Here is a 22779-nt window from a genome sequence, read left to right on the forward strand (position 1 = left end):
GCCGGTCGGCTGCACAATCGGCGGACTACCCGCGCGTAACCGTAAGACCCTGGAGGCCACGGTGCTCAGCACGATGCAGGACGTACCGCTGACCGTGACCCGCATTCTCGAGCATGGAGCGCTGGCTCACGGCACGGCTCAGGTGGTCACCTGGACCGGTGGCGGTGAGCCGCGGCGCCGTACCTTTCACGATGTGGGCCTGCGCGCCACCCGGCTGGCCAACGCGCTGCGCGACGAGCTGGGCGTCGAACAGGGGCAGGCCGTCGGCACGCTCATGTGGAACAACTGCGAGCATCTGGAGGCCTATCTCGCGGTCCCCTCCATGGGCGCCGTGCTGCACACCCTCAATCTCCGGATGCCCACCGGCCAGCTGACCTGGATCGTCAACCACGCCGCCGACCGCGTCATCGTGGTGAATGGCTCGCTGCTGCCGCTCCTCGCCCCGCTGCTGCCCGGGATGGGTTCCGTGGAGCACATCGTCGTCGCCGGGCCGGGTGACCGGTCCGTACTGGACGGGTGCCGGGTCAGTGTCCATGACTACGAGGAGCTGATCGAGGGCCGTCCCGAGCGCCACCCCTGGCCGGTGACCGACGAGCGGCAGGCCGCGGCCCTCTGCTACACCTCCGGAACGACCGGCGACCCCAAGGGCGTGGCCTACAGCCATCGCTCCATCTATCTGCACTCGATGCAGGTCAACAGCGCCGAGTCATTCGGCATGTCCGCGAAGGACACCCTGCTGCCCGTCGTGCCGATGTTTCACGCGAACGCGTGGGGCACCCCGCACGCCGCGTTCATGGCGGGTGCCTCGATGGTGATGCCCGACCGCTTCCTGCAGCCCGAGCCGCTCGCCGAGATGATCGAGACCGTCCGGCCCACCCTCGCCGCCGCCGTCCCCACCATCTGGCAGGGACTGCTCGCCGAACTCGACGCCACGCCACGGGACGTGTCCAGCCTCACCCACGTCTACATCGGCGGGTCGGCCTGCCCACCGGCGCTGATGAGGGCGTTCGAGGAGCGGCACGGCATCCGGGTCGTGCACGCCTGGGGCATGACGGAGCTGTCGCCGCTCGGGTCCATGGCCCATCCGCCCGCCGGTGTCACGGCGGAGGAGGAATGGCCGTACCGGGTGACGCAGGGCCGCTTCCCGGCCTCCGTGGAGTACCGGCTGATCGCCCCCGATGGCGCGGTCGTGCCCGCGGACGGGGAGGCGGTCGGCGAACTGGAGGTGCGCGGTCCGTGGATCGCGGCCGCGTACTACGGAGGGGCGTCGGGCGAGCCCATGCGGCCGGAGGACAAGTTCACCGAGGACGGCTGGCTGAAGACCGGTGACGTCGGCACGATCTCCCCGGACGGCTATCTGACCCTGACCGACCGGGCGAAGGACGTCATCAAGTCGGGCGGTGAATGGATCTCGTCGGTCGAGCTGGAGAACCATCTGATGGGCCATCCGGAGGTCGCCGAGGCGGCGGTGGTCGCGGTGCCCGATGAGAAGTGGGACGAGCGCCCGCTCGCCACGGTGGTGCTGAAGGAAGGCGCCACCGTGGACTACGCGGGGCTGCGGGAGTTCCTCGCCGGGCGGGTCGCGCGCTGGCAGCTGCCGGAGCGCTGGGCCCTGATCCCCGAGGTGCCGAAGACGAGCGTGGGGAAATTCGACAAGAAGGTCATCCGGAAGCGGTACGCGGATGGGGAGCTTGAGGTGACCACGCTCGACTGAGCCGTCGGCACCGGCTGAGGGCAACGGCACCGACCGGGGCATTGGCACCGGCTGAGACATGGACACCGGCTGAGGGGAACCCACCGGCTGAGGCCGTTCCGCTCAGTTGGTGCCGATCTTCGCCAGCAGGTCGACGATCCGGGCCTGCACCTCCGCGCTCGTCGAGCGCTCCGCGAGGAACAGCACCGTCTCACCCGAGCTGAGCCGCGACAGGTTCGCCGGGTCGATGTCCGCGGAGGTGTAGACGACCAGCGGGGTGCGGTTGAGCAGCCCGTTGCCGCGCAGCCAGTCGACGATCCCGGCGCGGCGGCGGCGTACCTGCATCAGGTCCATCACCACCAGGTTCGGCCGCATACGCCCCGCGAGCGCCACCGCGTCAGCGTCCGTCGCGGCCCGGGCGACCTGCATACCGCGCCGTTCCAGGGCCGCCGTCAGCGCCGCCGCGATCGGCTCGTGCTCCTCGATCAGCAGGACGCGCGGCGGATGCTGTTCGCTGTCGCGCGGGGCGAGCGCCTTGAGCAGGACGGCCGGGTCGGCCCCGTACGCCGCCTCCCGCGTCGCCTGGCCGAGCCCCGCCGTCACCAGCACCGGCACCTCGGCGGCGACCGCCGCCGTCCGCAGCGACTGCAGCGCCGTCCGGGTGATCGGCCCGGTCAGCGGGTCGACGAACAGCGCCGCCGGATACGCGGCGATCTGCGCGTCCACCTCCTCACGGGAGTTCACGATCACCGGGCGGTAGCCGCGGTCGCTCAGCGCTTGCTGCGTGGACATGTCCGGCGCGGGCCACACCAGGAGGCGGCGCGGGTTGTCCAGCGGCTCCGGGGGCAGTTCGTCGTCGGGTGGCGGGGTGCGGTCGTCGACGATCTCGATGGCACCGTTGGGCCCGTCCAGCGGCTCCGGCCCCTCCGCTCCCTCGTCCGGCGCGCCGATCGCGAAGGCGCGCCCCGAACTCTGCGGCGAGGCCGGGCGGGGCGGCTGCGGTCCCGGGCCGGGCTGGTTGCGCGGCGGCGCCCCGGGCGGAGGCCCGGCCTGGCCAGGGGCCTGCGCCGGATGGCCCGGGGACTGGGGGCGGGGGCGGCCGGTGGCGGGTTCCAGTTCCGACGAGGTGTTCTGCCCCGCCATATCGGGTCGGGCGGTCAGCTTGCGCCGTCTGCCCGACCCTGTGGTGGCCGTACCACCGGACGGAGTCTGGGGCTGCGGTTGCCCCTGGGGCTGCTGTGACTGGGGAGTGCGCTGGTGTTCGCTGACCTGCTGCGCGAACGGCACCCCTTGGCCCAGCGTGCGCACGCTGAACGCGCGCCCCTGCGTGGTGTCCGCGCCGTGCGGAGCGCCGTGCGAGGCGCCCTGCGGGGCGCTTTGTGCGCCGCTTTGGGGCGTGCCCCGAGGGGGCTGAGGGGCGTTCTGCTGCGGGTTCTGGCGTGCGTTCTGGGGCGCGCCCTGGGGCGCGCGCGGCACCTCGGGCGGCAGCTGCTGCGCCGGGGGCTGCGCCCCGGGCGCGAGCTCCGGCTGCTCCTCGGAGAGGGGGCGCCGGGCGCGGCGGCGGCCGGAGTGCTGGGCCGCCTGCTGGCCGCCGAGGGAGTCCTGCGGGGGCTCGCCCCAGGCGGGCTGCTGCTGCTCGGGGGCGCGGGCGGCGGGGAGCGCGGGCATGGCGGACCCAGCCGCACCGGCGCCCGGCCCGGCACCCGGCGCACCTGGTCCGGCGCCCGGCCCGACCGTGCCCGGACGCGATCCCTGCGGCCCGCCCTGCGCCTGGTTCCGGCCCTGCTGGGCCGGTGCCTGCGGGGCCTGCTGCGGGGCCTGACCAGGACCGGACGGCCAGACTCCGTTGCGCGCGGTGCCGCCCGGCGGCACGGGCTCGCCCCGTACGGCCAGGCCACCGCCCTGCGGCTGGGGCTGCCCCTGCGGGGCGCCGACGCGCGCGTCCCGGTGGCCGTGCTGGGCGGGCACGAGCCCGCCGGGCCCCGCCGGGCCCAGCTCGGGCGGCAGCGCGCCCGGCTGCGACGACCGGTCGGCCGCCGCGGGCGGCAGCGCGAACGGAGCCCGTGCCGCGCCCTGGGGCTGCGCCTGGGGCTGGCCCTGCTCGGGCACCGGCCGGTTCGGCGCCTCGGTCAGCGGGCGCCGGGAGCGGCGGCCACCTGGCTGGCCCGCCTGCTCGCCCTCGGCGGAGTCCTGGGGAACCGTGCCCCACGCGGGCTGCTGCTGCTCCGGGGTGCGGACGGCGGGGAGCGCGGGCATGGCGGACTCGCCCGGACCGGTCGCGGCGGGGCCGTTCGCATCGGCCGCCGCCGGAGGCAGGGCGAACGGCGAGCGGCCTCCGCCCTGCTGGGCCGGATACGGACCGCCTGCCTCCTGGGCCGGGGAGCCGCGCCGCCGACCGCCGGGGGCCGGGGACTGCTGAGCGGCCATCCCCTGCGGCGGTACGACGCCCATCGCGGCGGGGCCGACCGGCTGCGGACCGGCACCCGCGCCCTGGCCGTCCGTAGCGCCGTTCGCACCGCCGTTCGCGGCCGCCGAGGGGTCCTCGTCGGGACGCGGGCGCGCCCGCCGCCGCCCGGTCGGCCGCGGCTGGTCCTGTTCGCCCGGCTGGGGGTGCGCGCCCTGCTGGTTCTGCTGCCGCGGATCGGAACCGGCCTGCGCGGGGAGCGCGGGGGACGCGGATGCGGAACGGTTCTGCGCGCCGCTCGTGTCCGCCCCCGGAGCGCCCTGCAGCGCGCCCTGTGGATCGCCGGAGCCGGGGCCGCCGTTCGGAGCGCCGTCCGCGCCGTCGCCGCCCGATGTGTCCGTGGACGCGGCGCCCGTTCCGCCGCCCGAGGTGCCGGTGCCCTGTCCCCGCGTACCGTCGGCGCCCGCGGACGCCGCCTGGGCGTCGGCCTTCGCCCGCTCCTGGTCGGCGGCCGCCGCCGAGATCGGCACCTCCAGGACATAGGCGTGCCCGCCCATGCCCGGCATCTCATGCGTCTGCAGCACACCGCCGTGCCGGCGCACGATCCCGCGCACGATCGGCTCGTGCACCGGGTCGCCGCCCGCGTACGGCCCGCGGACCTCGATCCGTACGACGTTGCCGCGCTGCGCCGCAGCGACCACGATCGTCGAGTCCCCGGACGCGGCGCCTCCGCCCGAGGCCGTCTTGCCGGTCGAGTCGACCCCGGCCACGTCCGCGATCAGATGGGCGAGCGCCTGGGCCACCCGCTGCGGGTCCACCTCGGCCTCGATCGGCGGGGCGTGCACGGCGAACTGCGCGCGCCCCGGGCCGATCAGCTCGACCGCGCCCTCCACACCGGCCGCCACGACCTCGTCCATCGAGACCGCGCAGCGGGCCAGCGCCTCGCCGTCCGCGTCGAGCCGCTGATAGCTGAGGACGTTGTCGACGAGCGTGGTCATCCGGGTGTACCCGGCGGCCAGGTGGTGCAGGATCTGGTTGGCCTCGGGCCACAGCTGCCCGGCCGGGTCGTCGGCCAGGACGCCGAGTTCGCTGCGCAGCTCCTGGAGCGGACCGCGCAGCGACTGGTCCAGCACCGCCAGCAGCTGACCGTTGCGGGCGGCGAGGGCGTCCAGCCGCTCCGCGTACGTCTGCCGTTCCCGGTCGAGCTGCGCCTGCAGCTCCTCCAGCGCCTTGGCGTGCTCGTCGCGGAGCTCCTCCAGCTCCTTGCCGTGCTGTGCGGTGAGGCTCTCCAGCTCCTCGGCGTGGGTCGTGACGAGGGTTTCCTCGGCGCGCCGGTCGGTGAAGGTCATGACGGCGCCGACGAGTTGCTCGCCGTCCCGTACGGGCGCGGTCGTCAGGTCGACCGGTACCGCGCTGCCGTCCTTGGCCCACAGCATCTGGCCGCGCACCCGGTGCTTGCGGCCGGAGCGCAGGGTGTCGGCGAGCGGGGACTCCTCGTACGGGAAAGGGGAACCATCCGGGCGCGAGTGGTGTACAAGAGAGTGAAGTTCCTGACCGCCCAGGTCACTGGCCCGGAAGCCGAGGATCTGTGCAGCGGACGGGTTGACGAGGACCACCTTGCCCTCGGTGTCCACGCCGACCACGCCCTCCGCCGCCGCGCGCAGAATCATCTCCGTCTGGCGCTGCTGGCGGGCGAGTTCGGCCTCGGTGTCGAGCGTCCCGGTCAGGTCCCGCACGATGAGCATCAGCAGCTCGTCGCCGGTATAGCTGTACTGGTCGGCGTACGGAGTCCGCCCGTCCTCCACGTTCGCGCTGGTCACCTCGACGGGGATCTGGGCCCCGTCGGTGCGCCGCGCGATCATCCGGGTCGGCTTGGTGCTGATGACCTGTTCCGCGTCCCCGGGCCTGCGCATCGACCCGGGAATCCGATTGGGATCGAAGGAGGGAAGGAGATCGAGCAGACCACGGCCCACGAGGGCGGTGCCCGGCGCTTCGAACGACTCCAGCGCGATGTGGTTGGCGTTGACGATCGTGCCGTTGCAGTTGACCAGCACCAGTGCGTCGGGAAGGGCGTCGAGTATCGCTGCGAGGCGAGCAGCGCCTCGGGATGGCCTGCTGCTCACGACGACGCTTCCTCCCTGACTTACCGCACCTTGCTGACACCCGCGGTCATTTTGCCGCCTGTCCGTGGAGTGTCTCAGGGGAGTCTACGGGCACCAAGGGCGGGCGCGGCGGTAGATGAGAGGGAGGTCGCAGCACGACGTGCACGTCTCGGCGCACGCCCGGACAAACCTCTCGGCACCTTCCGCCGCACACTCCCGGTCCAATCCCCAGGTCAGCTCCCAGTCAGACGCAAAACGATCGAGAAGCGGTTCCACCGGGCGATTTCACACCCGTTCGTTCGCGTGAAGTGAGCATTGACGGGCCGACCGGCCCAGCGTCCCCGCACCGTCGCCGTGGCCTCCCCGCCGTACTGACCCGTGCACATGGCCCCGGGCGGCACCGGCGCGAACGGATCACGCCCCCACTTGGTCTGCTCGTCCAGCTGACGGCACGCGGCCCGGGCCCGGGGGTGCGTACCGCCGGTGGGGTGGCACGCCAGCACGTACCGCTCGGCGTCGAGGTGCCGGCCCGTCTCGCTCACCCTGACGACGAGACGGTCGGAACTCTCCCCGTCGTACGACACGGGCAGCGGCAGCGGCCTGGCCCCCGCGGGGCTCAGCGCGGCCACGGTGGCGGCGACAGCGGCGGCGGTGGTGACAGCGAGGCGATGCAGCAGGGGCATGTGAGTACTCCTGGTGTGATCAGACCGGGGCGCGCTGCCCCTGCCCCTGCTAACGCGCCTCCGCCGCGCGCGTTGCGCCGCCATCCGGGCATCGCGCCCCCGAAGAGCTTTGCGGTCCTGCCCGCCTGCCGAGTACCGTAGGCCGCGATTGGTGACATCCCGCTGGGCTGTGACATCATCGCCACACACCACATCGCGCTCGCGTGAGCGCGCCACGGTGTGCTGGAGGCTTCGCCTAGTCTGGTCTATGGCGCCGCACTGCTAATGCGGTTTGGGCCCTAAAGCCCATCGAGGGTTCAAATCCCTCAGCCTCCGCTTCTCGAGAGCCCCGGTCGATCACGACCGGGGCTCTTCCGTTGCGTACGCCTTCCGGGCGACGGCCTCCCTCCGCAGCGTCACCCCACCGAGCGCCCCCACTCGTCCCGCACGGGCGTATCTCCCCCGCTGTCCAGAGGGGCCTCACCGACCTCAAAACAGGTATTTCCCCAGGTCAGAGTGGGTGAGGGAAACGGATTTCGCGTGACGGTGCAGGTCATGTAATGTTGTTCCCGCAACGCCGACCGGCAAGAAAAACCGCCGGGAAGCCAAGCGCTCGTAGCTTAACGGATAGAGCACTTGACTACGGATCAAGAGGTTGCAGGTTCGAATCCTGCCGAGCGCACAGCTCAGAGGCCCCTTCCACTCGTTGGAAGGGGCCTCTTGTGTATGCGTTGACATCCAAACTGACATCAGCCGCCGGGCGGACCCGGGTAGGCGGGGGCTGGGGCTCCGCTTGGGTTGTCATCGCCGTCGCTGATGCGCGGAGGGTGTAAGGGGGATCGAAGGTGACGTCCCTTGGTTCGTTCGGGCATCGTGCTGTCACACGCTCGACAGGAGTAAAGGACCTCGATCCACTGGGTAACGCTGTGGACCTCTGGTGGACCATGAAGCTGTCAGTGGACGGTGAAAGGGGCCCTTCGTACAGGTCAGGAGTGTGGGCGTCGCTCTGGCTACAGACCTCTTGAAAACCGGCGTGGCGGCGATGTCGCCGAGGGGGCAAATCCCTCAGCCTCCGCCGACGTCAGCGAGATAGCTGGTCGGAAGGGATGCCTCTGGTTCAGGGGCACCCCTTCTGCGTGGCCGCCGTCTCGCCCGGGCCAGTGGGCTTCACGGGCTGCTGGCGTACGCCAGGCGTCAGGGGATGGAGACGCTGCTGGCGAACTCGAAGACGTTGGACTCGTTCGGGCCGACCTGGCCGATCCGTTGCCCCTGACAGTTCGGAAGAGTGAAGGCGGTGGCGACCTGGTTGGTGTTGTTCGCGACGAGCATGGGCCAGATGTTCGACGTGTAACAGCCGCTTGGGTTGGTGTGCGTGGTCAGGCCGACGGTCAGGGTGCCCTCGGCGGCCACGGCCGACTCCGCTGACGACAGGGCGAGGGCCATTGCACCCATCACCGACGCCGCCACAAGCCTGATACGACGCATCGTTGCCTCCTGCTGAGACGTACTCCGGAGGAGACGCCGACCGCCTCCTGACTCATTGCTAGCGGCTGTCGCTTGACAGGCACTCACGGCTCACGTGAGTGCTGGCAGTGCTCCTGCGCGCTCGGCGCGGTGGGTCACCCCCGGCTTCCTGCGGTGAGTTCGGCGACGAGGCTCTGGACGCGGGTCCGGATCTCGTCGCGGATCGGTCGTACCGCCGCGACGCCCTGGCCTGCCGGATCGTCGAGTTTCCAGTCCAGGTAGGTCTTGCCGGGGAAGTACGGGCAGGCGTCGCCGCAGCCCATGGTGATGACGGTGTCCGAGGCTTGTACGGCTTCGGCCGTCAGCACCTTCGGGATCTCCGCGGCGATGTCGATGCCGACTTCCGCCATTGCTTCCACCACGGCGGGGTTGACGTTCTCGGCGGGTGCCGAACCGGCGGAGCGGACTTCGACGCGGTCGCCCGCGAGGTGGGTGAGGAAGGCGGCGGCCATCTGGGAGCGGCCCGCGTTGTGGACGCAGACGAACAGCACGGACGGCTTCTGGGGGTCAGCCACGGGTGGAACCTTCCTGGGCGGGCGTGCGTTCGGCGGCCACGGGGGATGGCTGGGGGAAGTAGCGGCGGGCGGCCAGGGCCACGTAGACGAGGCCGATCAGGACGGGGACCTCGATGAGCGGGCCGACGACTCCGGCCAGGGCCTGTCCGGAGGAGGCGCCGAAGGTCGCGATGGCGACGGCGATGGCGAGTTCGAAGTTGTTGCCCGCGGCGGTGAACGCCAGCGTGGTCGCGCGGGGGTAGTCCAGGCCCGCGGCCTTGCCCAGTGCCATGGACCCGGCCCACATCACGGCGAAGTAGACCAGCAGTGGCACCGCGATCCGGACCACGTCCACCGGCTGCGAGGTGATCGCGTCGCCTTGGAGGGCGAACAGGACGACGATCGTGAACAGCAGCCCGTACAGCGCGAACGGGCCGATGCGCGGGATGAGCGTCGTCTCGTACCAGTCCCGGCCCCTGGCCTTCTCGCCGAGGCGACGGGTCAGGAACCCGGCCACCAGGGGGACGCCGAGGAAGATCAGGACGCTGCGGGCGATCTCCCACACGCTGACGTCGAGACCGGCCTGTTCCAGGCCGAGCCAGCCGGGCAGCACGGTGAGGTAGAACCAGCCGAGCGCGGAGAAGGCGATCACCTGGAAGACGGAGTTGAGGGCGACGAGGACGGCGGCGGCTTCGCGGTCGCCGCAGGCCAGGTCGTTCCAGATGATGACCATGGCGATGCAGCGGGCCAGGCCGACGATGATCAGGCCCGTCCGGTACTCCGGCAGGTCCGGCAGGAGAAGCCAGGCGAGGGCGAACATGAGCGCCGGGCCGAGGACCCAGTTGAGTACGAGGGAGGGGATCAGCAGGCGGCGGTCCCGGGTGACCGTGTCGAGGCGGTCGTAGCGGACCTTGGCCAGGACCGGGTACATCATCACCAGCAGGCCCAGCGCGATCGGCAGGGAGACGCCGGTGACGGTCACCTTGGCCAAGGCGTCGCCGAGGCCCGGCACGAGCCGTCCCAGGCCGAGGCCGGTGGCCATCGCGAGCAGAATCCACACCGCGAGGAACCGGTCCACGAACGACAGGCGCGCGGCGACCGGGGCGGTGGGGGACGCGGTCGTGGAGTCGGTGGCCATCAGGCGCCCTCCGTCGTCCCGGCGGGCTCGGGCAGCGGTTGCCCGGCGGGCCGGGTGAGGATTCCGGCGAGCCGGTCGGTCATCTCCGGCAGCAGCCAGTAGTAGACCCAGGTGCCCCGGCGATCGCAGTCGATCAGCCCGGCCTGCCGCAGCAGCTTCAGGTGGTGGGAGATCGTCGGCTGCGAGAGGTCGAAGGCGGGGGTGAGGTCGCAGACGCAGACCTCGCCTCCGGCCCGGGAGGCGATCATCGACAGCAGCCGCAGTCGGATCGGATCACCCAGCGCCTTGAACACCTTCGCCAGCTCGACGGACTGTGCCTCGTCCAGCGGGGCGGTCAGCAGTCCGGGACAGCAGGTGTCAACGCCGTCCTGACCGAGCACCGCGAGCTCTTGTTTCGACATGCTTCTATGTTGACGTTCTTCGATCCAAGGCGCAAGCTTGCATTGAAGGATATCGATACAGACCGATGGGAGACCGCCATGTCCCGCGCGCAGCTCGCCTTGAACGTGCCCGATCTTGACGCCTCAGTGGCGTTCTACTCCAAGCTCTTCGGCGTCGAGCCGGCCAAGCGCCGTCCCGGATACGCCAACTTCGCGATCGCCGAGCCGCCGCTGAAGCTCGTCCTCATCGAAGGCGAGGCGGGTCAGGAAACCCGACTCGATCACCTCGGCGTCGAGGTCGATTCCACCGACCAGGTCAACGCCGCCACCGGCCGCCTCAAGGACGCCGGACTCGCCACGTTCGAGGAGAACGACACCTCCTGCTGTTACGCCCTCCAGGACAAGGTCTGGGTTTACGGCCCCGGCAAGGAGCCCTGGGAGGTCTACGTCGTCAAGGGCGATGCCGACGCCGGCGCCTGAGCCGTAGCGGCTCACCAGCGGCGCCAGCCCGGGCGTTAGTGGGACGTTAGTGGGGTGCCACCGGGGTGTTAACAGGGCACTAGCGGGGGGCGTCAGGGTTGGTGGTGCGAGAGACGCTCGCATCGACCGAGGGGGTTTCCCATGTCGCACAGCACGCTCACCCGGCGGGGCAAGATTGTCGTCGCCACGATGGCTGCTGTGGCGGCCATGGGGATTACGGCTTGTCAGGGGAGTGACCCCAAGGCTGCGGGGGCCGAGTCCGCGGCGTCGAAGGGGGCCTCGACGGGTGCCTCGAAGGAGGCCTCGGCGGGGTCGGCGGACGGGGAGGGCGTCGGGGCCATGGCCGGGAGCGCCGGGGGCGGGCGGTGTGAGGCCTCGGCGATGAGTCTGCGCGTGGGGAACGCGGACATGGGGGCGGGCAACATCCGGTACTCGCTGGTGTTCACCAACAAGGGGAAGAGTGCCTGCACGCTGAACGGGTTCCCCGGGGTGTCGCTGCTGGCCAAGGACGGGCAGACGATCGGCAAGGCGGCCGAGCGGGAGGGGGCCGTGGGGAAGCCCGTCACGGTGGCCGCCGGGGGGAGCGCGCATGCCGTGCTGCACACGATCAACGACGGCCTCTCGGACAAGCCGTGCTGGAAGAGCGCCTCTCTGGTGCAGGCCTACCCGCCCGGCTCGAAGGACGCCATGACCGCGCGGGTCTCCTCGGGGCTGCGGGTGTGCGGGGACGAGTTCACCGTCACGGCTGTCACGTCCGGGGCTGGTGCCTGAGCCCGGGGCGGGGTGCCTGATCCCGGGGCGGAGTGCCTGAGCCGGGGCCTGTTCGAGCCGGGGCCTGGCCCTGTTCGCCGCGGTCGGGATGTCCCTGGAGTGAGCCGATTTCCCTCTGCGGGATCAATGACGTAGAGTTGCATTCAACGACGCGGGGTGGAGCAGCTCGGTAGCTCGCTGGGCTCATAACCCAGAGGTCGCAGGTTCAAATCCTGTCCCCGCTACTCTGAACGAGGGCCCGGTACCAGATCTGGTACCGGGCCCTCGTGCGTGCGGTGGTCGTACCGTGATCCGCATGACTGATGCTGACGTGGGCCCGGTCCGCCGTTTCTGGCAGGGGCTCGGGCTGCCCGGACTCATCGACGTGCACACGCACTTCATGCCGCAGAACGTCCTGGACAAGGTGTGGGCGTACTTCGACGCCGTCGAGCCGCTGGTGGGCATCGCCTGGCCCATCACCTACCGCGAGGACGAGGCCGAACGGCTCGCGCTCATACGGGAGTTCGGGGTGCTGGCCTTCACCTCGATGGTCTACCCCCACAAGCCCGGCATGGCGGCGTGGCTGAATGAGTGGGCGGCCGGGTTCGCCGCCCGTACGCCCGACTGCCTGCACACGGCGACGTTCTTCCCGGAGCCGGGCGTCGAGGGGTACGTACGCGCGGCGCTGGACGGCGGGGCGCGGGTGTTCAAGTCGCATGTGCAGGTGGGGGCGTACGACCCGGGCGACGCCGCTCTCGAGCCGGTGTGGGGGATGCTCGCCGACGCCGGTACGCCCATCGTCATCCACTGCGGTTCGGGCCCGGCGCCCGGCAAGCACACCGGCCCCGAACCCGTGGCCCGGCTGCTGGCCCGGCATCCCCGGCTGCGGCTGGTCGTCGCGCATATGGGGCTGCCGGAGTACGCGGATTTCCTGGGGCTCGCCGAGCGCTACGAGGGGGTGCACCTGGATACGACGATGGCCTTCACCGACTTCACCGAGCGCAACTGGCCGTTCCCGCCCCAGGAGCGGGGACGGCTCGGGGCGCTGGGCGACCGGGTGCTGTTCGGGAGCGACTTCCCCAACATCCCGTACGGGTACGGGCACGCCCTGGAGGCGCTGACCCGGCTGGGTCAGGACGACGCGTGGCTGCGGGGGGTGTGTCACAGCAACGCGGCGCGGCTGTTCGGCCTGTGACCCACCCCCGGCGACTGCTGCGCGTCAGCGGCTGGCGAGGGGCAGGGCCTCGGCCAGGATGCGCCACTCCTCGCGGGGCAGGGAGGTGAACGGGTTCTCGTTCACCACCTGGACCGCCAGGTGGTCCGCGCCCGCCTCCAGGAACGTGTCGACGCGGCGCCGGATCGCCTCCGCGTCGCCGAGCGCGAAGACGGACGTCAGGAGGCGGTCGCTGCCGCCGCCCGCGAAGTCCTCCTCCTCGAAGCCCAGCCGCAGCAGGTTGTTGGTGTAGTTGGGCAGCTTCAGGTACATGGACAGATAGTCACGGGCGATGGTGCGGGCGCGGTCGAGGTCGGGTTCGAGGACGACCTTGAGGTCCGGGGCGAGCAGGGCACCGTCGCCCAGGATCTCCCGCGCCTCGGCCGTGAACTCCGGGGTGACCAGGTACGGATGGGCACCGGCGGCGCGGTCGCGGGACAGCTCCAGCATCTTCGGGCCGAGGGCGGCCAGGACGCGGTGGGACGCGGGGACCGGGACCGGGGCGGAGTCCAGGGCCGTCAGGTACTCGCGCATCGCCGAGTACGGACGCTTGTACCGCTCACCGGCGAGCGCGCTGTGGCTGACGCCGAGGCCCAGGACGAAACGGTCCTTGTGGGCCGCGTCGATCGCGGTGTACCGATCGGCCACATAGGCGGCCTCGTGGTCCCAGATGCTGAGGATGCCGGTCGCGACGGTGATCCGGTCGGTGGCCTCCAGGAGGGACGCGGCCTGGTCCGGGCTGGGGCTGCCGCCGAACCAGAGGGTGTCGTAGCCGAGCGTCTCCAGCTCGGCCGCCGCCTCGCTGACCTCCTGCGCCGAGCGGGACTCCGAGACCCGCAGGGCCGCCGTCCAGATGCCGATCTTGCCGAGGGCGGGGTGAGTAGCCATAACCTCGCGAACCGGAGGGTGCGTCCGGCTATTCCCGGCTCGTAAGACGTTCACCCTTCTGGAGTCCCGGGTGCCGAGTCCCGGGTGCCGAGTGCCGGGTGCCGTTTTCGGGGGCGCTTTGGGGCCGTTTTCGGGGCCACGGGATTCTCAGGTTATTCACAGGTAGCCGAAAGGAAGCTCTCAGACCGTCGCCGGAAGCTGACGTTCATGATGGCGACCTCGCCCCATGGGCGTACCGAGCTGCTGCGACCTGACGGGAGCCCCGTCCGGGTGCTGGTTGTGGACGACGAGTCGGCCCTCGCCGACTTGCTGTCGATGGCCCTGCGCTACGAGGGCTGGGAGGTGCGGACGGCGGGCGACGGCGCCGAGGCGATCCGTACGACCCGTGAGCTGCGCCCCGACGCGGTCGTCCTCGACGTCATGCTGCCCGACATGGACGGGCTCACCGTCCTCGGCCGCCTGCGCCGTGAGCTGCCCGAGGTGCCGGTGCTGTTCCTGACCGCGCGGGACGCGGTCGAGGACCGGATAGCCGGGCTGACGGCGGGCGGCGACGACTACGTCACCAAGCCGTTCAGCCTGGAGGAGGTCGTCGCCCGGCTGCGCGGGCTGCTGCGCAGGTCGGGGGCGGCGGCCGCGCGCAGCGAATCGGTGCTCGCGGTCGGCGACCTGGTGCTGGACGAGGACAGCCACGAGGTGTCGCGGGCGGGTCAGGAAATCCATCTCACCGCGACCGAGTTCGAGCTGCTGCGCTATCTGATGCGCAACCCGCGCCGGGTGCTCAGCAAGGCGCAGATCCTGGACCGGGTGTGGAGCTACGACTTCGGCGGCCAGGCCAACGTCGTCGAGCTGTACATCTCCTATCTGCGGCGCAAGATCGACGCGGGCCGCAGCCCGATGATCCACACCCGGCGTGGCGCCGGGTATCTGATCAAGCCCGGGGAGTAGAGACCGTGGCACACCCGACCCCGCCGTCCACGCCCGCTCCGGCCTCTCCGGCGCGGACCCCGCGTGCCAGGAAGAAGACCAGGGACGCCGCCCGGCGGCCCTGGTCCCTGCGCACCCGCCTGGTCGTCTCGGCGGTGTCGCTGATCGCCGTGGTCTGCGCCGTGATCGGCACGGTCACGACGATCGCCCTGAAGTCGTATCTGGAGGGCCAGGTCGACAACGATCTGCGCTCGTCCGCGGGCGGCGCCATGCGCAAGGTGGGCGAGCAGCCGATCTCGGCCGATCCGCGCAGCCCGGAGAACATCTTCTTCCTCAACGGGCCGGGCCAGCCGATTGGAACGGCGGGGGCGCGCCTCGGGCTGAACGGCAAGGCGATCCAGTCCGGGAAGAGCAACGACGAGGCCATGCTGCCGGACCTCTCGAACGCCTCGCAGCGGGTCGACAAGCTGACCAGCGACCAGGAGAAGGCGCTCACCGCCATCCCCCTCGACGACAAGGTGCACGCCGTCGACCTGCCCGGCCTCGGCAGCTACCGGGCCGTGGCCAAGTGGAACCCGCGGGCCGGCGGGATCATCATGGCCTTCCCGCTCAACCAGACCCAGGACACGGTCAACACCCTCATCCTGGTCGAGGTCTGCGTCGCCGCCGCCGGGCTCGTCGCGGCCGGGCTCGCCGGGGCCACCATGGTCGGGATCTCGCTGCGCCCGCTGCGCCGGGTGGCCGCGACCGCGACCCGGGTCTCGGAGCTGCCGCTGCACAGCGGCGAGGTGGCGCTGCGGGAGCGGGTCCCGGCCTCCGAGGCCGATCCGCGGACCGAGGTCGGCCAGGTCGGGGCGGCGCTCAACCGCATGCTCGGGCACGTCGAATCGGCGCTGGCGGCCCGCCAGGAGAGCGAGACGCGGGTACGGCAGTTCGTCGCCGACGCCAGCCATGAGCTGCGGACCCCGCTCGCGTCGATCCGCGGCTACGCCGAGCTGACCCGGCGCGGCCGCGAGGACATCGGGCCCGACACCCGGCACGCGCTGGGCCGGGTGGAGTCCGAGGCCGGGCGGATGACCGGGTTGGTGGAGGATCTGCTGCTGCTGGCCCGGCTGGACGCCGGGCGGCCGCTGGAGGGCGCCGAGGTGGACCTGTCCCCGCTGGTGGTGGACGCGGTCAGCGACGCGCGGGCGCTCGGATCGGACCACCAGTGGCGGCTGGAGCTGCCCGACGAACCCGCGCTCGTCCACGGCGACTCGGCGCGGCTGCACCAGGTCCTGGTCAACCTGCTGGGCAACGCCCGTAACCACACCCCGGCCGGGACGACCGTCACCGCGCGCGTGCTGTGGGGCGGCCCGCACACCTCGCCGCGCCCGTCGCCGTACCTGGCGCCGTACGGGATGGTGCACGGGCCGTCGTACGGATCGTCGAACGGGTCCGGGAACAGCACGATGAACGGCAATGGCAGCGGCAGCGGCTTCGGGCCCGGCTCGCCGTACGCCTTCGGCCACGACGCGCCGTCCGGGAACGGTGGCAACAACCCGTACGCCGCGCCGTACGGGTCCCCGTACGCCATGGCGCGGGCGGGGGCGCACCCCGGAACCTACGGGCCGCCGCAGCCGCCCTCGTACCTCTCGCTGCAGATCGAGGACGACGGCCCCGGCATCCCGCCCGATCTGCTGCCGCACGTCTTCGAGCGCTTCGCGCGCGGTGACGCCTCGCGCTCGCGCACGGCGGGCAGCACCGGGCTGGGGCTGGCCATCGTGCACGCGGTGGTCGCCGCGCACGACGGTCGGGTGACGGTGGACAGCGTGCCGGGACGGACCGTGTTCGGCGTCCACCTCCCTGTTCACCTGGGCGTAACGCACTCACAGCCAGGCCACAGGCTGACCACACAGCCGTGACAGCGCCGCTCGCGAATCTCGTTCCATGCGAACCGACACCCCTCTCGAGGCGCCGCCCGAGACACCCCTGCAGACCTTGCCGGCGCGCCGGCACATCGTGGTCGACCGCAGTCGCCCGGTGCTCGACGTCGTGATCCCCGTCTACAACGAGGAGGCGGACCTCGAGCGGTGTGTGCGACGGCTGCACGACCATCTGACGCGCACCTTCCCCTACCGATTCCGGATCACCATCGCGGACAACGCCAGTACGGACCGCACGCCCCATGTGGCGGCCTACCTGGACGACACCGTCGAGGAGGTGACGGCGGTCCGGCTGGAGCAGAAGGGCCGCGGGCGGGCGCTGCGCACCGTCTGGACGCTGTCCGAGGCGCCGGTGCTCGCCTATATGGACGTCGATCTGTCCACCGACCTCAACGCGCTGCTGCCGCTGGTGGCACCGCTGATCTCCGGCCATTCGGACCTGGCGATCGGGTCGCGGCTGGCGCGCAGCTCGCGCGTCGTCCGCGGCACCAAGCGGGAGTTCATCTCGCGGGCGTACAACCTGATCCTGCGGGGCAGCCTGGCGGCCCGGTTCTCCGACGCGCAGTGCGGGTTCAAGGCGATCCGCAAGGACGTCGCGGAGCGGCTGCTGCCGATGGTCGAGGACACCGGGTGGTTCTTCGACACCGAGATGCTGGTGCTGGCCGAGCGGGCGGGGCTGCGCATCCACGAGGTGCCGGTGGACTGGATCGACGACCCGAACAGCACCGTCCACATCGTGCGGACGGCCACCGACGACCTGAGGGGCGTCTGGCGGGTGGGGCGCGCGCTGGCCACTGGCACGCTCCCGCTGGACCGGCTGCGCCGCCCGTTCGGTGACGATCCGCGCGACCGCGAGCTGAGCGGCGTGCCGGGCGGACTGGCCCGCCAGCTCGTCGGGTTCTGCGTGGTGGGCGCCCTGTCCACGCTCGTCTATCTGGCGCTGTACACGCTCTTCCGGCTGGGTACGGGCCCGCAGGTGGCCAACGCGCTGGCGCTGCTGCTGTCCGCGCTCGGCAACACCGCGGCCAACCGGAGGCTCACCTTCGGCGTACGCGGCCGGGACCGGGCGATCCGCCACCAGGCCCAGGGGCTGGTCGTCTTCGGCATCGGCCTCGTGCTGACCAGCGGTTCCCTGGCCGCCCTGGACACCGCCCCCGGCTCTCCCTCGCACGGCACCGAACTGGCCGTGCTCATCGCGGCCAACCTCGCCGCGACCGTTCTGCGCTTCCTGCTCTTCCGGGCCTGGGTCTTCCCGTCGGACAGCGGGGCCACCACCGACTACGACCCGAGGAACAACCGATGACGACCTACGACCACGGCACCCGGGAAGCCGGCCCCCCGTCCCCTCCGGCCGCCGCTTCCCCTGCCGCCCCGCAGGTGGCGCCCGCCGCTCCCGGTGTTCCCGCCGCTCCCGGCGGCTCGCGTCTGGCGCGGGTGTGGCGGGGCCGTCCGGAGGACCCCCGCTGGGCGCGGCCCGCGCTGTGGGCCCTGCTGGCCGTGACCACCGTGCTCTACGTGTGGAGCCTGGGCGCCTCCGGCTACGCCAACCAGTTCTACTCGGCCGCCGTGCAGGCGGGCAGCGAGAGCTGGAAGGCGTTCTTCTTCGGCTCCTCGGACGCCGCGAACTCCATCACCGTCGACAAGCCCCCGGCCGCGCTGTGGCCGATGGCCCTCGCGGTGCGCGTCTTCGGCCTCTCCTCCTGGGCGATCCTCGTCCCCGAGGCGCTGATGGGCGTCGCCACGGTCGGGGTGCTCTACGCGGCCGTACGCCGCAGGTTCAGCGCGGCCGCCGGGCTTATCGCGGGCGGCGTGCTCGCGGTGACCCCGGTCGCGGCGCTGATGTTCCGCTTCAACAACCCCGACGCGCTGCTGTGCCTGCTGATGGTCGCGGCCGTCTACTGCGTGCTGCGCGCGCTGGAGGACGCCCGGACGAAGTGGCTGGTGCTGGCCGGGATCTGCTTCGGCCTCGGCTTCCTCACCAAGACGCTCCAGGCGTGGGTGATCCTGCCGCCGCTCGCGGTCGTGTACGCGGTGTGCGCCCCGGCGAAGCTCGGCCGCCGGATCGGTCAACTGCTGCTCGCGGGGCTCGCGATGGTGGTCTCCGGCGGCTGGTGGGTCGCGATCGTCGAGCTGTGGCCCGCGTCGTCCCGGCCGTATATCGGCGGCTCGCAGAACAACAGCTTCCTGGAGCTGACCTTCGGCTACAACGGGCTCGGCCGGATCAACGGCAACGAGACCGGCAGCGTCGGCGGCGGCGGTGCGCGCGGCGGTGGCGGCGGTGGCGGCGGCGGGATGTGGGGCCAGACCGGTATCGACCGGCTCTTCAGCTCCGACATGGGCGGTCAGATCGCCTGGCTGCTGCCCGCCGCGTTCATCCTGCTGGTGGCGGGGGTCTGGCTGACCTGGCGGGCCAAGCGGACGGACACCCGGCGCGCGGCGTTCCTGGTCTGGGGCGGGGCGCTGCTGATCACGTTCGCGACGTTCAGTTTCATGTCCGGGATCTTCCACCAGTACTACAACATCGCCCTCGCGCCGTACATCGCGGCGATCGTGGGCATGGGCGCGACGATGCTGTGGGAGCGGCGGGGGCAGACCGAGGGCCGCGTCGGCACCGTGGCCTCGGTGGTGCTCGCCGTCACGGTCGCGGTCACCGCCTACTGGTCGTACGTGCTGCTGGGCCGGTCCGCGGACTGGCACCCGTGGCTGCGCTGGGCGGTGCTGTTCGCCGGGCTGGCGGCGGCGGTCGGACTGCTGTTCGCGGCGCGGCTGGGGCGGAACCTCGCGCTGGGCGTGGCCGCGCTCGGTCTCGCGGCTTCGGTGGCCGGGCCGGTGGCGTACACGCTCAACACGGTGGAGACGCCGAAGAACGGCTCGATCATCACGGCCGGTCCCACGGTGTCGGGCGGCATGGGCGGCTTCGGCGGCGGTCGCCCCGGCGGCGGTCGGATGGGCGGCCCGCCGGGAATGCGGGGCGGCCAGCAGGGCGGCCAGGGCCAGCAGGGCATGCCGGGCGGCGGCACGGGCGGTCAGCAGCAGGGCGGTCAGCAGGGCGGCGCGCCCGGCGGTGGCTTCCCGGGCGGCGGCCAGTCGCAGCAGAACGGCAACGGTAACGGCAACGCCCAGGCGCAGGGCCAGGGCAACGCCCAGGGCCAGGGCCGGAACGGTCAGCAGGGCATGATGCCCGGCGGCATGGGCGAAGGCGGCCGGGGCGGCACGGGCGGCGGCGGCATGGGCGGGCTGCTCAACGGCCAGCAGGTCAACGCCAAGGTGAAGGCGAAGCTGGAGAAGAACGCCGACGACTACACCTGGGTCGCGGCGGCCATCGGCTCGCAGAACGCCGCGAGTTACCAGCTCGCCACCCAGGACCCGGTGATGGCCATCGGCGGCTTCAACGGCAGCGACCCGTCGCCGACCCTCGCCCAGTTCAAGGAGTATGTGCAGCAGGGGAAGATCCACTACTTCCTCTCCTCGGGCACCGGTATGGGCGGTGGCCCGGGCGGTGGGAGCAACGGCACCTCCTCCAAGATCACCACCTGGATCGAGGCCCACTACAAGAAGGTCACCGTGGGCAGCACCACGCTCTACGACCTGACGCAGAAGAAGTCCTCCAGCTGACGCCGGAGCGGTACGGGCCGGTGGCCGGGTTCCCCCCGCGGCCACCGGCCCGTACCCGTAGGGGCGCGGAAATTCGCTGTACGGCGTAAAACGGCGCTTGTACGGTGTACGGCGAACGTAGAGCCATGCACCGTACAGACGTCTCCTGGAGTGTTCATGACGGCCCCGACCGCCGATACCGGCCCCGCCGCCCCACCCGGCGCCACTACCGGTGGCCATCCCCAGCGCTGGCCGATCCTCGCGGTGATCTGCCTCGCCCAGCTCACCGTGCTGCTGGACAACACGATCCTCAACGTGGCGGTCCCCTCCCTCGCCCGGGAGATGGACGCGACCACCGCCGACATCCAGTGGATGATCAACGCCTATTCGCTGGTCCAGTCCGGGCTGCTGCTCAGCGCGGGCAGCGCCGCCGACCGCTACGGGCGTAAGAAACTGCTGGTCGCGGGCCTCGCCCTGTTCGGGGTGGGCTCGCTGATCGCGTCCCTGGCGCAGGGGGCGGGACAGCTCATCGCCGCCCGCGCCGGGATGGGGATCGGCGGCGCGCTGCTCATGACCACGACGCTCGCCGTCGTGGTGCAGATCTTCGACGACACCGAGCGGACCAAGGCGATCGGCGTGTGGGGCGCGGTCAGCTCGCTCGGCTTCGCCGCGGGGCCGCTCATCGGCGGCAGCCTGCTGGAGCACTTCTGGTGGGGCTCGATCTTCCTCATCAACATCCCGGTCGCCCTGCTCGGCCTGGCCGCCGTGGTCCGGCTCGTCCCCGAGTCCAAGAACCCGACCGGCGACCGGCCCGATCTGCTGGGCGCGCTGCTCTCCACGGTCGGCATGACCGGGGTGGTCTTCGCGATCATCTCCGGGCCCGAGCACGGCTGGACCTCGCCCCGGGTGCTGCTGTCCGCCTTCGTCGGCGTCGCGGTGCTGGCCGGGTTCGCGCTGTGGGAGCGTCATATTCCACATCCGATGCTGGACATGCACTTCTTCCGTAACCGCTCCTTCGTGGGCGCTGTCGCGGGCGGCATCCTCGTGGCCTTCGGCATGGGCGGCTCGCTCTTCCTGCTCACCCAGCATCTGCAGTTCGTGCTCGGCTACGACGCGCTGGGCGCGGGGCTGCGCACCGCGCCGCTCGCCCTGGTGATCGTGGCGCTCAACCTCACCGGTGTCGGGGCCCGGCTGCTGCCCAGGCTCGGCACGCCGCTGACGATCGTCACCGGCATGGGGCTGCTCGCGCTCGGTCTCGCGCTGATCGCCGTCCTCGGCACGGACGGCTACGGCGGGATGCTGCTGGGGCTGGTGGTGATGGGGTCCGGGATCGCGTTCGCCATGCCCGCGATGGCGACCGCCATCATGTCGGCGATCCCGCCGGAGAAGGCCGGGGTGGGCGCGGGTGTCAACGGCACCCTCACCGAATGCGGCAACGGGCTCGGCGTCGCGGTCCTGGGCGCGGTGCTGAACTCCCGCTTCGGCACGCTGCTGCCCGCGGCCGCCGCCGGAGCCGGTTCGCTCCCGGCGGCCCTCGCCGCGGCCCGCACCCCCGAGGACCGGGAAGCCGTCAAGGACGCCTTCGCCTCCGGGGTGGAGACCAGCCAGCTGGTCGGCGCGGCGGCCGTGCTCGCCGGTGGGGTGCTGGCCGCGCTGCTGCTCCGCCGGGCCGAACGATCTTCACAGCCGGCTCCGGCGGCATAGCATCGGACATGTATGACCCGCCGCGCATCGTGCCCGCCTGATACGCGGCGGCAACGCAGCGCAGAAGGAGAGCCGCCATGGCAACCGGCAGCCGTGTCACCCGCCCGCGGTCCAGCGTCTGGCTCTCCGAGCGCAAGGCCCCCAAGCGCAAGGGCGATCAGCAGCCGGTCGGCCTCGACCATGTGAAGATCGTCGCGGCGACCGTCCGGCTGCTGGACGCCGAGGGGCTCGCGGGCTTCTCCATGCGCCGCCTGGCGGCGGACCTGGGGGTCACCGCCATGTCGGTCTACTGGTACGTGGACACCAAGGACCATCTGCTCGAACTCGCCCTCGACGCCACCATGGGAGAGGTCGCGCTCCCCCCGGAGGCGGTCGGGGCCGCCGAGGAGCCCGAACACCTGGCGGCCGGGCCGCAGGACTGGCGCGAGCAGCTGCGCCAGCTCGCCTCCGAATACCGCCGGTTGCTGGTGCGCCACGCGTGGCTGTCCCCGCTGCTGGGGGAGTACCTCAACATGGGGCCGAACGCGATGGCCTTCTCCAACGCCGCGCAGCGGGTGATGCGCAACAGCGGGCTGCCGGAGGAGAAGCTCACCAGCGCGCTCTCCCTCGTCTACCAGTTCGTCTACGGCTTCGGCACCATCGAGGGCCGCTTCTCCGCCCGCTGCCGGGCGGCGGGGGTCACCCAGGACGAGCTGCTCCAGGAGGTGATGAGCTCGGTCGAGGGGCGCCCGGAGTTCGACGAGTCGCGCAAGACCATGGAAGCGGGCCGCGGCCGGACCGTCGAGGAGATGCGCGAGCGGGAGTTCGCCATCGCGCTGGACTTCGCGATCGCCGGTATAGAAGCCCTGCGGGACCCCCCCTAGCCCCCCTGGCCCGCGGGCGGCGAGCGGCGATCGGCAGGGCG

At 71.9% G+C, this 22779-nt stretch carries 17 protein-coding genes and 3 tRNA genes; 13 read left to right on the forward strand and 7 right to left on the reverse strand.

What is annotated here, in order from left to right; translation table 11 throughout:
* The first annotated feature begins 61 nt into the window (after nucleotides 1-61).
* Complete coding sequence (locus tag ABZ370_RS00085; RefSeq protein ID WP_358615968.1) at nucleotides 62-1714, forward strand: long-chain fatty acid--CoA ligase; 1653 nt, start codon at nucleotides 62-64, stop codon at nucleotides 1712-1714.
* Between the two features lie 102 nt (nucleotides 1715-1816).
* On the opposite strand, the gene ABZ370_RS00090 is transcribed toward ABZ370_RS00085, so the two are convergent.
* The gene (locus ABZ370_RS00090) at nucleotides 1817-6220 is read right to left on the reverse strand and encodes a PAS domain-containing protein (protein WP_358614478.1); all 4404 of its coding nucleotides are present in this window, start codon (nucleotides 6218-6220) and stop codon (nucleotides 1817-1819) included.
* A 212-nt stretch (nucleotides 6221-6432) separates the two neighbouring features.
* Nucleotides 6433-6882: an SSI family serine proteinase inhibitor gene (locus ABZ370_RS00095; protein WP_358614480.1), complete on the reverse strand. Its 450-nt coding sequence runs from the start codon at nucleotides 6880-6882 to the stop codon at nucleotides 6433-6435.
* A 224-nt stretch (nucleotides 6883-7106) separates the two neighbouring features.
* Here ABZ370_RS00095 and ABZ370_RS00100 point away from each other — a divergent pair.
* A tRNA-Ser gene (locus tag ABZ370_RS00100) sits at nucleotides 7107-7197 on the forward strand.
* Between the two features lie 273 nt (nucleotides 7198-7470).
* Nucleotides 7471-7543, forward strand: a tRNA-Arg gene (locus ABZ370_RS00105).
* Nucleotides 7544-8055: 512 nt separating this feature from the next.
* Here the strand turns inward: ABZ370_RS00105 and ABZ370_RS00110 are convergent.
* The 4 genes from ABZ370_RS00110 to ABZ370_RS00125 form a co-directional block, all read right to left on the reverse strand.
* Nucleotides 8056-8346 (reverse strand): hypothetical protein, encoded by a 291-nt coding sequence (locus tag ABZ370_RS00110; protein ID WP_358614482.1) that lies wholly within the window; start codon nucleotides 8344-8346, stop codon nucleotides 8056-8058.
* 134 nt (nucleotides 8347-8480) lie between these two features.
* The gene (locus ABZ370_RS00115; protein WP_358614484.1) at nucleotides 8481-8900 is read right to left on the reverse strand and encodes an arsenate reductase ArsC; all 420 of its coding nucleotides are present in this window, start codon (nucleotides 8898-8900) and stop codon (nucleotides 8481-8483) included.
* Entirely contained in the window at nucleotides 8893-10017 is a 1125-nt protein-coding gene (arsB, locus tag ABZ370_RS00120) for an ACR3 family arsenite efflux transporter (protein ID WP_358614486.1), read from the reverse strand. Before arsB ends, ABZ370_RS00115 begins: the two co-directional genes overlap by 8 nt.
* The gene (locus ABZ370_RS00125; RefSeq protein ID WP_358614488.1) at nucleotides 10017-10418 is read right to left on the reverse strand and encodes a metalloregulator ArsR/SmtB family transcription factor; all 402 of its coding nucleotides are present in this window, start codon (nucleotides 10416-10418) and stop codon (nucleotides 10017-10019) included. The genes arsB and ABZ370_RS00125 overlap by 1 nt, the downstream gene beginning before the upstream one ends.
* Before the next feature lie 78 nt (nucleotides 10419-10496).
* Between ABZ370_RS00125 and ABZ370_RS00130 the strand changes: the two genes are divergently transcribed.
* The 4 genes from ABZ370_RS00130 to ABZ370_RS00145 all read left to right on the forward strand — a co-directional run bounded on the left by ABZ370_RS00130 (nucleotide 10497) and on the right by ABZ370_RS00145 (nucleotide 12822).
* Nucleotides 10497-10877: an ArsI/CadI family heavy metal resistance metalloenzyme gene (locus ABZ370_RS00130; RefSeq protein ID WP_358614490.1), complete on the forward strand. Its 381-nt coding sequence runs from the start codon at nucleotides 10497-10499 to the stop codon at nucleotides 10875-10877.
* Nucleotides 10878-11018: 141 nt separating this feature from the next.
* Nucleotides 11019-11648, forward strand: a complete 630-nt coding sequence (locus ABZ370_RS00135) for a DUF4232 domain-containing protein (protein ID WP_358614492.1) — start codon at nucleotides 11019-11021, stop codon at nucleotides 11646-11648.
* A 150-nt stretch (nucleotides 11649-11798) separates the two neighbouring features.
* A tRNA-Met gene (locus tag ABZ370_RS00140) sits at nucleotides 11799-11872 on the forward strand.
* A 71-nt stretch (nucleotides 11873-11943) separates the two neighbouring features.
* Nucleotides 11944-12822 carry an amidohydrolase family protein gene (locus ABZ370_RS00145; RefSeq protein ID WP_358614494.1) on the forward strand — a complete coding sequence of 293 codons (879 nt, stop codon included), beginning with the start codon at nucleotides 11944-11946 and terminating at the stop codon, nucleotides 12820-12822.
* A gap of 24 nt (nucleotides 12823-12846) precedes the next feature.
* Here ABZ370_RS00145 and ABZ370_RS00150 read toward each other — a convergent pair whose 3' ends face one another.
* Nucleotides 12847-13728 (reverse strand): LLM class F420-dependent oxidoreductase, encoded by an 882-nt coding sequence (locus tag ABZ370_RS00150; protein WP_358614496.1) that lies wholly within the window; start codon nucleotides 13726-13728, stop codon nucleotides 12847-12849.
* A gap of 207 nt (nucleotides 13729-13935) precedes the next feature.
* Between ABZ370_RS00150 and ABZ370_RS00155 the strand changes: the two genes are divergently transcribed.
* The 6 genes from ABZ370_RS00155 (at nucleotide 13936) to ABZ370_RS00180 (ending at nucleotide 22738) form a co-directional block, all read left to right on the forward strand.
* Nucleotides 13936-14673, forward strand: a complete 738-nt coding sequence (locus ABZ370_RS00155; protein WP_039938430.1) for a response regulator transcription factor — start codon at nucleotides 13936-13938, stop codon at nucleotides 14671-14673.
* A gap of 107 nt (nucleotides 14674-14780) precedes the next feature.
* Entirely contained in the window at nucleotides 14781-16556 is a 1776-nt protein-coding gene (locus tag ABZ370_RS00160; protein WP_358615971.1) for an ATP-binding protein, read from the forward strand.
* 25 nt (nucleotides 16557-16581) lie between these two features.
* Complete coding sequence (locus ABZ370_RS00165) at nucleotides 16582-17880, forward strand: bifunctional glycosyltransferase family 2/GtrA family protein (protein ID WP_358614498.1); 1299 nt, start codon at nucleotides 16582-16584, stop codon at nucleotides 17878-17880.
* Nucleotides 17877-20192 (forward strand): glycosyltransferase family 39 protein, encoded by a 2316-nt coding sequence (locus ABZ370_RS00170; protein WP_358614500.1) that lies wholly within the window; start codon nucleotides 17877-17879, stop codon nucleotides 20190-20192. Before ABZ370_RS00165 ends, ABZ370_RS00170 begins: the two co-directional genes overlap by 4 nt.
* A gap of 156 nt (nucleotides 20193-20348) precedes the next feature.
* Nucleotides 20349-21875: an MFS transporter gene (locus tag ABZ370_RS00175; protein WP_358614502.1), complete on the forward strand. Its 1527-nt coding sequence runs from the start codon at nucleotides 20349-20351 to the stop codon at nucleotides 21873-21875.
* A 77-nt stretch (nucleotides 21876-21952) separates the two neighbouring features.
* Nucleotides 21953-22738 (forward strand): TetR/AcrR family transcriptional regulator C-terminal domain-containing protein, encoded by a 786-nt coding sequence (locus tag ABZ370_RS00180; protein WP_358614504.1) that lies wholly within the window; start codon nucleotides 21953-21955, stop codon nucleotides 22736-22738.
* Nucleotides 22739-22779 lie beyond the last annotated feature (41 nt).

Origin of the sequence: Streptomyces sp. NPDC005962 (genome assembly GCF_040629205.1) — a bacterium.
Taxonomy (GTDB): Bacteria; Actinomycetota; Actinomycetes; order Streptomycetales; family Streptomycetaceae; genus Streptomyces.